The 13905-nt window shown below is 35.0% G+C and carries 14 protein-coding genes; 11 read left to right on the forward strand and 3 right to left on the reverse strand.

Going from position 1 to position 13905, the window contains the following annotated elements:
• Positions 1–5 precede the first annotated feature (5 nt).
• From EK17_RS04415 to EK17_RS04435, 5 genes are read left to right on the forward strand one after another with little or no spacing between them, the layout of a single operon-like run.
• The gene (locus tag EK17_RS04415; protein WP_035587849.1) at positions 6–875 is read left to right on the forward strand and encodes a DMT family transporter; all 870 of its coding nucleotides are present in this window, start codon (positions 6–8) and stop codon (positions 873–875) included.
• Positions 850–1938, forward strand: coding sequence for an MlaE family ABC transporter permease (locus tag EK17_RS04420; RefSeq protein ID WP_051904422.1), 1089 nt, complete (start codon positions 850–852; stop codon positions 1936–1938). The genes EK17_RS04415 and EK17_RS04420 overlap by 26 nt, the downstream gene beginning before the upstream one ends.
• Positions 1923–2684 (forward strand): ABC transporter ATP-binding protein, encoded by a 762-nt coding sequence (locus tag EK17_RS04425; RefSeq protein WP_035587854.1) that lies wholly within the window; start codon positions 1923–1925, stop codon positions 2682–2684. Before EK17_RS04420 ends, EK17_RS04425 begins: the two co-directional genes overlap by 16 nt.
• A complete protein-coding gene (locus EK17_RS04430) occupies positions 2674–3486 on the forward strand; it encodes an MlaD family protein (protein WP_035587857.1) in 813 nt (270 codons plus the stop codon). The genes EK17_RS04425 and EK17_RS04430 overlap by 11 nt, the downstream gene beginning before the upstream one ends.
• Positions 3486–4052: a hypothetical protein gene (locus tag EK17_RS04435; protein ID WP_035587859.1), complete on the forward strand. Its 567-nt coding sequence runs from the start codon at positions 3486–3488 to the stop codon at positions 4050–4052. The genes EK17_RS04430 and EK17_RS04435 overlap by 1 nt, the downstream gene beginning before the upstream one ends.
• A 1-nt stretch (position 4053) precedes the next feature.
• Here the strand turns inward: EK17_RS04435 and EK17_RS04440 are convergent, their stop codons facing one another.
• Genes EK17_RS04440 through EK17_RS04450 form a run of 3 tightly spaced genes read right to left on the reverse strand, consistent with a single transcriptional unit; the run spans position 4054 to position 7785 of the window.
• A complete protein-coding gene (locus EK17_RS04440; RefSeq protein WP_035587861.1) occupies positions 4054–5724 on the reverse strand; it encodes a methyl-accepting chemotaxis protein in 1671 nt (556 codons plus the stop codon).
• A 12-nt stretch (positions 5725–5736) separates the two neighbouring features.
• Positions 5737–6927, reverse strand: coding sequence for an L-serine ammonia-lyase, iron-sulfur-dependent, subunit alpha (locus EK17_RS04445; RefSeq protein WP_035587863.1), 1191 nt, complete (start codon positions 6925–6927; stop codon positions 5737–5739).
• 9 nt (positions 6928–6936) lie between these two features.
• Complete coding sequence (locus tag EK17_RS04450; RefSeq protein ID WP_035587864.1) at positions 6937–7785, reverse strand: VIT1/CCC1 transporter family protein; 849 nt, start codon at positions 7783–7785, stop codon at positions 6937–6939.
• 246 nt (positions 7786–8031) lie between these two features.
• Between EK17_RS04450 and EK17_RS04455 the strand changes: the two genes are divergently transcribed.
• From EK17_RS04455 to EK17_RS04480, 6 genes are all read left to right on the forward strand, one after another.
• Entirely contained in the window at positions 8032–8472 is a 441-nt protein-coding gene (locus EK17_RS04455) for a GIY-YIG nuclease family protein (RefSeq protein ID WP_051904423.1), read from the forward strand.
• Between the two features lie 19 nt (positions 8473–8491).
• Positions 8492–9070 carry a Uma2 family endonuclease gene (locus EK17_RS04460; protein ID WP_035587870.1) on the forward strand — a complete coding sequence of 193 codons (579 nt, stop codon included), beginning with the start codon at positions 8492–8494 and terminating at the stop codon, positions 9068–9070.
• The gene (locus EK17_RS04465; protein WP_035587871.1) at positions 9063–9287 is read left to right on the forward strand and encodes a hypothetical protein; all 225 of its coding nucleotides are present in this window, start codon (positions 9063–9065) and stop codon (positions 9285–9287) included. The genes EK17_RS04460 and EK17_RS04465 overlap by 8 nt, the downstream gene beginning before the upstream one ends.
• Entirely contained in the window at positions 9284–9931 is a 648-nt protein-coding gene (locus tag EK17_RS04470) for a nucleotidyl transferase AbiEii/AbiGii toxin family protein (protein ID WP_035587872.1), read from the forward strand. The genes EK17_RS04465 and EK17_RS04470 overlap by 4 nt, the downstream gene beginning before the upstream one ends.
• A gap of 69 nt (positions 9932–10000) precedes the next feature.
• On the forward strand, positions 10001–10348 hold the full coding sequence (locus tag EK17_RS04475) for a hypothetical protein (protein WP_035587873.1): 348 nt from the start codon (positions 10001–10003) through the stop codon (positions 10346–10348).
• A complete protein-coding gene (locus EK17_RS04480) occupies positions 10345–13905 on the forward strand; it encodes a PilC/PilY family type IV pilus protein (RefSeq protein WP_035587875.1) in 3561 nt (1186 codons plus the stop codon). Before EK17_RS04475 ends, EK17_RS04480 begins: the two co-directional genes overlap by 4 nt.

The raw sequence follows: 13905 nt of genomic DNA on the forward strand, positions 1-13905 counted from the left end.
CTTTAATGAAAAATAACCATGTATATTTTTTAGTAGTTTTAGCCTGCTTCTTCTGGGGAGTAGGCTTTCCTATTGCAAAGGTAGGGGTGGAGGTTATCCACCCTTTTAGTTTTGCCTTTATTAGATTTAGTCTGGTTTTTGTTCTGTTTGTTTTTTTATTTAAACTTTCGCCTTTCAATCTTTTATTAAAGCTAAAAGATAATTTTACAATACTGTTTTTGATGGCTTTAACAGGTATATTTCTATATGGAGTTTTCTTTTTATTTGCCGTCAGGTTTGCCAAAGCAAGTGATGTTTCGCTTGTTTCTGGCTTTAATCCTGCAATAACAGCCCTGATTGCAGCGATCTTTTTAAAAGAAAAGGTAAATTTAGTTATGATTGCAGGCATTATTCTGTCTTTTATTGGCGTATCGTTTATTGTGCTAAAGGGTAACTTTTCTGTTTTAGATTTCAATATCGGCAGTCTTTTGATGCTTGTTGCCACAACGATGTGGGCTATCTACTCTGTTTTGACAAAAAAAGCTTTGGTTAGAATGAATCTATTTGAAACAGTAAGTCTTGTTTCATTGATTGGTGCTGTATTATTTTTGCCTGTAGCTATAATTTTTGGAGATTTGAAAAACTTTATCCACTATCCGCTTAAAGGCTGGTTGAGTATTCTTTATATGGCTGTATTTTCAACAGTTTTTGCCTTTAGTGCCTGGTATAAATCGATTGAGGTTATAGGTGCATCAAGGTCAAGTGTTTTTGTAAATCTTGTGCCTGTATTTGGTGTTTTGACAAGCGTTTTATTTTTTAATGAAAGTTTTGGTTTGTATGAATTTATTGGTGGTATTCTGGTAATTGGTGGTGTCATACTCACAAACAAAAGGTAGAATTTTAATAGAAACAGATGGCGATAAGTTGATTCTAAAAGGAACGCTAAACTTCGAAACACTGCATGAACTTGAAAAATTAACAAAACAAAAAAGATTCAATGTAGTTGATATAACACAAGCAGAAAGCCTCGATTCGTCGTTTGCCGTTTATTTAATAAAGCACTTTCCCAAAATTATCAAAAATCACAAACAGGAAGACCTTTTTGAACTTGTTAAAAACTATATCGATTTTAAAAAAACAGAAAAAAGTAAAGTCAATTTTGTTGTAGCATTTTTCAACGAGTTAGGTTTGGCTGTTGTGGAAAGATTAAAGGAATTTTATGCCTTTCTGTCTTTTTTGGGCATAGTAGTATTGAATATAATCGATGTATTGACCCATCCAAAAAGGATTCGCATTAAATCGATTGTTGCAGATATTGAGCTTATGGGGCTAAAAGCTGTTGCAATTTTGACCACAATCTCTTTTTTGATCGGTGCCGTTATAGCCTATCACGGTTCTATAAAACTAAAACAGTTTGGTGCAAATATATTTGTTGTGGATATAGTGACGATTTCGGTGTTTAGAGAGCTTGGTCCACTACTTGTTGCGATTCTTCTTGCAGGGCGCTCTGCCAGTTCCTATACAGCTCAGATTGCCATAATGAAGGTGACAGAGGAGATAGATGTTATCAAAACAATGGGTATTGAACCTTTCGATGTATTGGTTTTTCCCAAGGTTGTTTCACTGCTAATCAGTGTGCCTTTATTGATTGTTCTTGCAGATGTTGTGGGTGTGTTTGGCGGAATGGTTGTAGCTGATATTTCGCTTGGTGTATCGCCTCACGATTTTATGTTGCGTCTTCATCAGGCTATAGGTCTGCATACATTCTTTTCAGGTATTTTAAAAGCGCCAGCCTTTGCGATTCTTATTGCAGCCATTGGCTCATTTAAGGGCTTTACCACTCAAAGGAATGTTGAAAGTATAGGCAAAAACATTACAATTAGCGTGGTCGATAGTATCTTTGCCGTTATTATAGCTGATGCAATATTTTCGGTGTTGTTTAGATGGATGGGAATTTAATAGAGGTAAGAAATTTAAGGGTTTCGTTTAGAGATAGGGTTGTGCTTGATGGGGTAAATATTACTGTTAAAAAAGGTGAAATATACACGATTCTGGGAAAAAGTGGCTCTGGCAAAACAACCCTCATGCGCTCGATTTTGCTTCTTAATAGTTTTGATGGCACAATAAAGGTAAACGGAATAGACTTGAAAAGTGTATCAGATGAAATAAGAAAAGCTGTGTTGAGGTCATACGGTGTAATGTTTCAGGCTGCAAGTTTATTCACATCGTTGACTGTAGGAGAAAACATTGCAGTGCCGCTAAAAGAAAATGCTTCCTTAGATAAAGATACAGTTGATGATATTGTGCGATTTAAATTGAGGCTTGTTGGTCTTGATGATTTTGTATTTGATTTATATCCTTCCCAGCTGTCAGGCGGCATGAGAAAAAAGGCTGCTCTTGCAAGGGCTTTAGTTTTAGACCCCGATATTATCTTTCTTGATGAGCCAACAAGCGGTCTTGATCCTGTAAGTGCAGATGATTTTGATAACACAATAAAAAAGCTCAATGAGACGATGGGCATCACGGTTGTAATGATAACGCACGATCTTGCAACATTTTTTGGTATAACAGACAGGGCATGTCTGATTAAAGATAAAAAGATTTTGGCCGAGGGTGAGCCTGAAGATATTTTAAAGGTTGAGGATAAATGGCTAAAAGAACTGTTTTTTGGCTATAGAGGAAGGAGATTTTTAAATGGAGCCTAAGGCAAGGTATGTGCTTGTTGGCATATTTGTAATTTTGTTTTCAATTGCTGGTGTTGTAATTGTTTTGTGGTTTTTAGGACCAAAGGAAAAAAACTTAAAGGCAAAATATGTTATACCCACGCCTTATTCTGTTGCTGGTTTACATGTAGACTCACCTGTTAAATACAACGGCCTTGATGTGGGAAGGGTTTCAAAAATTGAAATTTACAGACAAAATCCTCGCTATATTCTGATTTATATAGAGCTAAGCAGAAAATTGGGTAGCGTTGACGATATAGAGGCAAAAATATCTTCAAACGGTTTAACCGGCATCGCCTATGTCAACTTATTCTATAAAAAACACAAAATCAAGAATAGATTAAACGGTTTAAAATATCCACAGATCGATGCTGCTCCTTCAACAATACAATCGATAACACAACAACTGCCGCCTTTGATAAACTCATTAAAAGTTGCAGTTGATAAGATTAATCAATTGCTAAACAATAAAACGATTAAGGATGTTCATTCATCTATCTTTAGGCTCAATAAACTGCTTGAGAATTTAAACGGCGATGCAGTAGAGCTTGCCAAACTATTAAAAAGCAGCAGAGATGTTATGCCACAGCTTAAGGTTACTTTAAAAAAGATAGACAACCTTTCGGCCAGATCAAACAGGATGTTGAATAAGATCAACAGTGATGAACTCCCTGCAGTTTATGATTTAATTCAATCTTTAAAGATTACGAATCAACATCTCAGAGGCTTAATTGATGAAATTAACCACAATCCTCAAATATTAATAAGGGGAAGGAGTCAGTGATGAAAAAAATTTGCATAATACTGGCTGCTTTTATTGTTGCAGGGTGCTCTTTTGCACCGCTAAAGCAGCCCACACTCTATTCAATATCACCACCCATAAAGCCATCCCAAGAGATAAAAAAACCATCAACTGTTTATATTTCTCTTGCAGGTTGCCCTGCCCCGTTTGACAGCTATTTTATCTATTACAAAAATTCGCCCTTTAGTTTTAAACCATTCAAAGATGCCCGCTGGATCGATTTACCATGCAACATGCTGAAAAACACCTTTTATAAAGCGTTAGCAAAAAACGGATTTAAACCTGCCCTACCCTCGGAGGCTTTTTGCAGGATTTCCTTTAATGTATATGATTTTGAGCTTGTTTTTATAAAAAAAAGCTATACTGCAAAAATCGATGTAGATTTTCTTATAAATTGCGGCAGAAACAGCTATGAATTTGAATTTTTAAAAAGCTTAAAATTAAAAGATAACTCAACCTATTCTTCTGTTAAAGCATTAAATAAGCTTACAATGTTGGCAGCTAAAAGTCTTGTTGGAAAAATAAAAAGGGGCAAAAGCCCCCGCTAATTTACACTTTGAAACGAGATACCATCGATGTGAGCTGTTCAGATGATGTTTTTAGCTGCTCGGCAAGAGATGCGATCTGCTCTGTAACTTTTGAATTATCCTCTGCAGCCTGCCTGATTTCATCAGCCTGAGAGTTGATTTCTGCAACAGTGGATGAAAGCTCCTGCGTTGCTGCAGATGTTGAGTTTATCTCCTCGATAGTTTTGTTGATCTGCTCAACCATTGCTTTAATGTTATTTTCATCCTCAACTGCTTTTTCGGCTTCTTTCAAGATGCCATCCTCTGTTTTTTTGGTCATCTCAATCGATTTTTCAGCATCGGCCTGCATCTTAATTATCATTGATTTGATTTCTTCTGTTGCCCGCTGCGTTTTCTCTGCAAGCTTTCTTACCTCATCTGCCACAACAGCAAAGCCTCGTCCTGCCTCACCAGCACGGGCAGCCTCAATTGCTGCATTCAATGCAAGAAGGTTGGTTTGATCGGCAATCTCATTTATCACATTAACAATTTGACCTATCTGCTTTGATGATTCACCCACTGTATTAATCTGTGTCATTGCTTTTCTGACAAGGTCTGCGTTATAGTTCATTCGTTTAACTCGTTCTTCAATGTCCTTAAGCATCCTCTGGTTGATTTCGCTAACTGTTTCAGCCTGCATATTGATGCCTTCTGTGGATTGTGCAACATTATGCACAGCCTCATTCATATCGTTAATTGCCTGCACCATCTCCTCAAGGTTTCTTGTAGTTTCTTCAACGGTTGAAGACATCTCTATAGCCTGGGCTGCTGTAGTTTCTGACTTACTCATAACATCGTTTGCTGATTTTCTGATGTCTCTAACAAGCGTTTGCAAGCTCTCAAGAAAGCTATTGAATTTATTGGCTAAATTCTCAAATTCGTCGTTTGTATCAAGCTTGATTCTACGCGTTAGATCACCTTCGCCTTTAGCAAGCTCATCCAACTCATTCGCCATCAGGTTGATTGGTTTAACCAACTTGTTTGCCAATGCCATACCCACAAATACCACTATAATTAGAGCAACGAGTACAACAATAATTGAAATAGTGAATGATGAAACCATCTCAGATTTTATTTTTGCAGCTTGAATAGAGGCAGCTTTATTGATCTCATCAAGATATACACCACTGCCAATTATCCATTTGAGTTTGGGTATGGTCATTATATATGAAATTTTTGGTGCAATACCACCACCTGGTTTTTTCCACCAGTAAAAAACATAACCTGCACCTTTTGTTTTTGATATTTTAATCATATCCTGAAACAGATAATGCCCCTTTTTATCCTTTAGACCAAGAACATCCTGACCATTCAGGCTGGGTTTTGGTGGATCAAGTATCATTTTTCCGTTTTGATCGATAACAAAGAAGTAGTTGCCGTTATCGTATCTGATTCTTTTTAGATCATCAAATATGGCCAACTTCACATCTTCTAAACTTGCCCCATTTTGGATCATTTTTATGTAGTTTGAGGCTACCGTTTCCACTAAGTTTTTAATCTTCTGTTTTTCTACCTTCAACAGCAGTGAATAGGTGTGGTTTTCTCTAACTTTGAGCTGATCAATATTCCACCATATAGCATAGGCTCCAAAAATAATAAGGAAAATAATAACAGAACCAATGCCGTATAAAACAAGTTTTGTTTTAAAACCCATACCAATCCTCCTTTAAAACTTTTTTTGCAGTATGTCTATTGTTTCTCTGTCAAACAGTTTAAAATACGCATCGTATTGAGCAAAATTTGACAATGTGTCTTCAAAACTCTCACCCAAAAAACCATCTGTTGGTTCAATTTTTATGTTTGATAATGCAAAGTTGATTGCATTAAACGCCTCAGTTTGAGCCAGTATTGCCTTTGCAGCGCATCCTTTTTTGGCACCATCGCAAAAAACGCCATAACTTCCCTCAGCGTATATCTTGAAAGCATCAAAAAATCTATCAAATCTATTTTGCAAATATAACACAGCTCCAAGCACACCAACGCCTGCTGCATGGATCGTTCCACAAGTGGAGGAAACAAAACCAAATTTTGCCGTAATAAGCGATGTTATAAGACATGATAAAATCACAGCCTTTGTTGTCTGTTCATTATCGGCGTTTATTTGTTTTGCAAAATTTACCGCAGGAATAATTGCCGTAAGGCCTTTGTTTCCACTACCTGCACAGCTTGCCACCTCTATATTATCACCTCCCATTCTGGCATACACCGCACCAAACACCAGAGAATTCTCATCTTTGGTATACCGCTTTGCAAACTCCGCTGCTTTTATATTTGTGTCTATAGCTTTTTTAACTTTTTTTCTAACCCCCTCAATACTATAAAGCTCATCAACGATCTTCAGCCACTCTTTGGGTTTATATAGCTTTTTTTCAAACTCAATCTCCTCAATTTTTTCGTTCTCTTTTTTTATTATGTATTCGGAGTTCTTTTTTAGAGCAGTGATGCCTGTGTGGGTTTTTTTGGTTATAACCTCAACCGCATCTCCTTTTTTATTTTTTGCCGTTGTATGGATGTATAGGTATTTTTTGTCTGAGATTTTTATATCTACCTTTAGATGACAGCTGTTAAATTTCTCTCTTATTTCATTATTTAATCCCTTGAATATCTCCAATTTTAAATCAGGGTTTGCGATCAAAAAACCAAAAATTGCAGCGTTTTTTGTGCCATGCAGACCGTTTGAATTTGGAATACCAACAGCAAATGCGTTTTTGAAAGTCATCTTATCGATTTCTATTTTTAAAGTTGTAGCATCGGGTAGGTATTTGCCCACAAAAGATGTATTGTATGCGATGGCTGAGGGCTCCGTACATCCTAAAGAAAACTCAATCATAGAAAGAAACTTTTCTTTTAACTCCATATCTACTCCTTAAACATTTATATTCAATATTTTTCTTGCAAGATAACCTATGCCAAAGGAAATGATGCTAACGCTGAAACTTATAATAAACATCTCAAAGAAACTTTTCTTAAACGAAACCTCTTTAACAACACTAACAAAGAAGCTAAAAAATAATATTACAACAGTTGCATCAAAAAACATCAAAAGAAGTGCAAAGATTAACTTTTCAAAGATAAAAAACGGAACCACAAGCATAATTACCGTTATAAAGTAAGCCACTGTTGTATAAAAAGCAGCCTTTAGTGGATGTTGTTGACCTTCTGATTTTTGCGAGAGATATTCGCTTGAACCCATACTCAAAGCAGCAGAAATGCCTGTAACAACACCAACTACACCGATCAGGCGTGGGTTTTGCAGAGCAAGGGAAACACCAGCTAAGGCTCCTGTTAACTCAACAATTGCATCACTTATGCCAAGCACCATCGAGCTGATATACTCAATACGCTCCTCTTTTAACATTTCAACAAGCTGTTTTTCATGATTTTCTTCATCTTTTATGATAGACTCTGCCTCTTTTACATCCTTAAGGATTGATGAGTAATTTTGTTGTGCTTTATCCTCACCTGCTTCCATCATTTTTATGCTGAAAACTATGCCAAAAATGTAGGCCATCAAAACATAGAAAAAAACTACGAGACTGTTGGGTTTAATCTCTTTTTTTGTGTATTTTTTTAAAATTTCATAGTGCTTTTTTTCATCCTCGGCTATCTGTCTTAAAATTTCAGCGTTTTTTGTTGAGACTCCTTTGAGACCTGAAAGCTTTAAGTAAATTGTATAGCCGTTTATTTCATCCTTTTGAAACCTCTCAAGTTCCATCCCCCCTCCTTTAAACCTCAAAATTATAGGATAGAGAGAGCTTGATTTCAAGGTTAAATATATGGTAAATAAAGTTAATTAATGTTTATTTAAAGGGGGATATTTATAGAAACCATGGTTTTTATGTAAATCCAGTGCAAGCTGGTTGGTGATTTGACATTTATTTGTAATTTTATCGATTTTATGGATCGTTTTTGGTATAATTTTAAATGAAATCTTAAAGAAAGAAGTTATATCGATGGGGCGGTGGATTTTAAAGTAGAACAAGGATTGTTGAATAAAAAAGGCGCATATGCTTTAATATTAAAGCTTGATAGGAAAACAGTTATAGCAGTTGGTGCACTCGGCAGGGTTACATTTAAAGCAGGGTATTATGCCTATGTGGGTTCAGCTATGGCTGGCATAAAAAGGAGGATAAAAAGATATTTTAAACCCATTGAAAAGCCGCGCTGGCATATAGATTATTTGCTAAAGCATGCAATTATTGTGGGGGTTGTTGTTTTTCCGTCAAACAGAAAAAGAGAGGATGTTATAGCAAGAAGGCTTGCAAGGCAGTTTGATTTTGTTGATAATTTTGGTGCAAGCGACTCAAAGCTTAAAAGCCATCTTTTTTATTCTGAACAATTTGAAAAACTAAGAGATGCTCTACTGAAAAGCTCAAAAAACGCTGTATTGATAGAGTTTTAAATTTACACAGGAGGCTCACATGCCGGTTGCTAAAAAAGAGTCTATAAAATATAGCTATCATGATTATCTAAACTGGCCAGATGATGAACGCTGGGAGATAATAAATGGCACTGCATACAATATGACACCTGCACCAAAAGTTAAACATCAGAGGATAAGCTGGAATATAGTAGCAATCTTTGCTTCTCATAAGAAGGAATTTTCACAGAAGGGTTGCGAGGCATTCTCCGCCCCCACAGATGTGGTTTTTAATGAGTTTAATATTGTTCAGCCTGATATCTTTGTTGTGTGTGATAAAAATAAAATAACAGAAGACAACATAAAAGGTGCACCGGATTTAATCATTGAAATCACATCCCCATCCACAGAAATCAAAGACAGAAGAGAAAAAAAGCAACTCTATGAGAAATTTGGCGTAGGAGAATACATAATCGTTTTTCCAGACAGGGAATACATTGAACGATACTTTCTTGAAAATGGCATATATCAGGCTCCTGAGATATTCAACTGGGACGAAACTGTAAAACTCAAGACCTTTGATATAGAACTTAAGCTATGGGAGATATTTGAAAGGGAGCTGGAAAATAAGAATGAATGATAAACCACACGATAATATTGATATATTCTGGGACTATAAAAAACTATCAAAAAAGGCAAAACTGCAAAAAATAGCCTTGTTTTTTCCTCAGGTTGGAAGAGATAAAAATACCGTTATTGAACTTTATAATATGCTTGATGAATTGGATGTGCCAGCCGCAAACAAAAAGCTGATCAAGCTTTACTATGAGCTTATACAAAAAGGTGAACTTGAATGAAGATATTGACTGACACTCAAAGGCTTTTTTTAGACCAATTTAGAAGTTCTGCATTGAATAAGTATTTTTATTTTACTGGTGGAACTGCGCTATCTGAATTTTATTTAAAGCATCGCTACTCCTATGATCTTGATTTTTTTACAAAACACAAAGAAGCACTTGATATAAATACGATTATTTCATTTCTTAATTCCCTGCCGCATATTAGAAAAATTAAATATGAAAAGATTTACGATAGAAGGCTTTTTTTTCTTGAGTTTACAAATGATTCATTGAAGGTTGAGTTTAGCTTCTATCCATTTGAGCAAATCAATAAATGTATAATAATTGAAGGTTTGCGTGTGGATAGTTTTGATGATCTTTTTGTAAATAAAATTGCTGCCTTAATTGATAGAGATGAAGAAAAGGATTTAATCGATTTGTATTTTATTTTGAACTCAAAAGATGAGAATTATTTGTTCTGGGGATTAGAAAAAGTGAAAGAAAAATTTGGAATAGATGGTGCTCAATATATAATTCAGAGAAAATTTGCCAATCTGCCTGAGAATTTAGAGAATGTGCCTTATTTAATAAAGCCATTAGAGTATTATAAGCAATTTTTTGAACAAAAAGCCATTCAAATAGCAAAAAAATTCTGGAAATGATGAAATTTTCACGATTTTTTAACGAAGAGCGAGTAGCTTTAAAATAAGAATAAAAAGTTGAGGTGGGGTATGAAAAGAATAAAGGTATTGATATTGGGTTTGTTAGTAATTTGTTTGTTGTCTGTTGATGTGTTTGGTTATGATTTTCCTATCAACAATAAATCTCACAATATAAATGAACAAATTACTGTTTTAGAGCTATCAAATGTAAAAAGTTTAGGTGTCGAGCCTTTGATGGTCAGAGCTGTTGTTGTAAAGAAAAAAGCTAACCAAACCTTAATAAGAATTGTTAGTGAGACATACAGGAACCGTCTGTTTTTAATAGACGGCAATATTGATGCTAAAAAGGGCGATTATATTGAAGGTTTTTTGGGTAAAAATAAGTTTGCGCCAATTAATAACAGGAGGCTAAGATGAAAAAAGCAAATAAGATTATTTTATTGTTTTTGTTTTTTTCTTTTACAATGTTTGTGAATGTTTCCTTTTCGGCAACAGTTGAATTGAGTAAATATTGTTCAATTCCTCCGTTTTTAATATCAGAATCACCATCCAATGTTATGCTTGTATTGGATTATTCGGGCAGTATGACTTTTTTTGCTTATCCTGGAGATACATCCGGTTATGATCCTAATAAAACTTATTATGGTTATTTTAAACCAGATAAAATGTATAAGTGTAGTAAGTGGAACAGTGTAAGCATATATGGTTTGAATGGCTATGATTGTTATGGTTATTGGTATATAGATTCAACTGTTTCGTTTAGTAACTCAAATAATGATACAGTAAAATATGATGCATCATCGACAGCAAATTTTTATGATTCTTATTTTTATTTTACTAAAAAACATGCTTTTAGCGGCAACGTATTGAATTGGTTGATTATGTCCAGAGTTGATATTCTAAGATGGATTTTGACAGGAGGGAAAATTTATAACAGTAATTATATTGAGACAACGTTTACTTATTCAGGTAACTCAAATTGGTGGGAACGGATAAAGAAGCAAGATGCGTCAACTTACAATTCAACATTGGGGCAAGTTGAGGGAATTTTGCAGGAAATTGAAAGACTTAAGCAGAAACCAAGAATTGGTTCAATTCTTTTTAATGGCGATATTATTGATAGGATTGGGTTATCTTATGATTATTCAACACTTATTAATAAAATTAATAACACATCTCCAAACGGTGCAACAGCGACAAAGATAGCTTTAGATGATGTAGAGAAGTTATTTAAAGAAAAGAATCTATCTAATTATGGTAATGTTGACCCTTATGAATTTATAGTTAACGGTCAGGAGCAGAAGGTTAAATGTACAAAGAATTTTATAATTGTAATGTCAGATGGTGAGTGGAATACTCCAAGTACTAAAACAAGCAGTGATCCAATAAGACCGATAGATGAAATGTGGCGCGGGGGAACAGCCGATTTAGTCCCATCCTTAAGCGGTAACCAAAAAGTGGAGACTTACTCAATATCTATGTTTGCAAGCCCAACAGATTCAGGAACAAATGCTTTAAAATGGATGGCTGTTTATGGAAACTATCTTGATAAAGATAATAATGGTAAGCCCTATAATTTGGGCTCAAACAATTCTATTGCCTTAACCAATGATGGTTATCCTAACACATCATTAACTCAAACGGAAAATCTTGAAAATCTACAAAATAATCCTGAAGTGAAAAAGAATAAGGATAATACAGGTCCTTATGGGTTCTTTCTTGGTAATAATCCGGAGGAATTAAAAAAGGCAATAACCAATGTATTTTCTGAGATTCTCAAACAAGCCTCTTCTGGATCTTCTGTTTCCGTTTTGTCAGAAAAAAATCGTTTCGGGTCTTTGATGTTGCAAGCTGCGTTTTATCCTTCAAGAAGCTTTAGTAGTAACTATTCAGTTGATTGGATGGGTTATTTATTTACATGGTGGTTGTATAATTATTATGCCAATGGAGAGTTAGTTAATAATATCAGAGAAGACACAATTGAAAATAAAATACTTGATATTTGTCAGCCCAATGGAGATAGCGGAGGAGATAATATAATACAGTATGGGGAAACAGCAACCAAAATATCTGTGTATAAAAGTACCTGCGGTGGTATTATAGATAATAGCTCTCAGCCTCAAATTAAAACTCTGAATGAATTAATACCTGTGGTGGAATCAGGAAAAATATTGGAAGAAGATAATGACCCCTTGAATAATAGGAAAATATATACACCCGCTTTTGACGATAATTCAGAAAATCACTTAATAGAACTCAAAGATGTTGATAATTCAACCATATTTGGTGATGAGAATAATGATGGTGTAATTGATGATGACAATGAAAATTATAAATTGTCTAAAGCAATAACATTAGGAAACTTAGAAAAATATATTTATGGAATTGACATAAATGGTTACAGGAATAGAGATACAGGTAATGGTATTTGGAAACTTGGAGATATTATTTATTCTACACCCAAGGTAGTTGACTACGATAATTTTTCTGTGGTTTATGTTGGAGCAAATGATGGTATGCTTCATGCCTTCTTGGTTGGTAAGGTAAAATACAATCATCTTGAGTCAAATCAAAAATTAAGACTTGTGAATAACATAAATTCAACTGTCGATGAGAATAATGATGTGGGTAAGGAGTTATGGGCATTTATACCAAGGAATGCCCTGCCCTATTTAAGGGTGTTGGCTGATCCTGATTATTGTCACTATTATTTTGTTGATTTAACACCTTATATTTTAAGGTTAGATACGAATGGCGATGGATATTATGATAAAATTATATTAATTGGTGGTATGAGGTTGGGTGGAGCAGTTGGTTGCACAGATAATGGCTGTATAAACCCGCCCAAGGATACATGTAGTAATACATCTTCATCAGATTGTATAGGTTTGTCATCTTACTTTGCTCTTGATATTACCAATCCTTTAAAACCTAAGTTTTTATGGGAGTTTACAAATAAAGATCTGGGATTTACCTACTCCGGCCCTGCGATTGTAAAAAGAGGATCTAAGAGATATGTTGTGTTTGGCAGCGGACCTGATAACTACAAGGGTGGTGTATATACGGATTTAAGATTTTTTGTTCTTGATCTTTTAAGTGGTAAACTTGAAAGGGAAATCGATACAGGTTTACAAAGGGCATTTTGCGGAAGGCTCTTTAATAACGGTGTTGATCTGAATAACGACGGCAATACAGATGCGGTTTTTGCAGGTGCAACAATCTTTGACGGTGATATAAATAATATGAAAGGGGCATTGGTAGAATTGAATACAAATAGTGATAATGTAAACGAATGGACAACAACAGTATATTTTAATAGAGCTATTACACCGGTAACATCAAATATCAAGTTTGCTAAATGCTTCAATAGGGGTTATATATATTTTGGAACAGGAAAATGGTTTTTCAAAGAAGACAATCCATTATCTGGCCAGAAAGAAAGATTGTATGGTTTAGCTTTGAGTTTAGATGATAACGGTAAAGTTCTTGTAAATGCTAATGTTGCTGATGTCACAAATGACAGCTCAGCTATCTGTTCCGACCTTGGAAACAATGTAATAAGAAGCTGGTATAGGGAGCTTAATGGTTCTGAAGACGGATATCTTAAAGAAAGAGTTTTATCGGATCCTATGGTAAGCGATTTCAATGTTGTATTTTTTGCCACTACTGAGCCTACCTCTGATATATGTGGTTTTGGTGGACGTTCAAGAGTTTTGAGATTAAACTGTGCAACAGGGGATTCTATATTAAATAAATGTGGTTCTTATACTGTTAATTTAAAATCACTACCTCAAGCAATATTGCTTTTGCAAACTTCAACAGGTGCTGTTCATACTATAAATGCAAAAACATCATTTACCGAAAACAACGGAATGGCTACACAATGGCATAAAGGAGTTACTCCTGAACAACCAATGCCGTTGAATGAGTTTTCTCATTCGGGCAACGAAGTAATCTATATCTGGGAGCATTGA

Origin of the sequence: Hippea jasoniae, from assembly GCF_000744435.1 — a bacterium.
Classification (GTDB): domain Bacteria; phylum Campylobacterota_A; class Desulfurellia; order Desulfurellales; family Hippeaceae; genus Hippea; species Hippea jasoniae.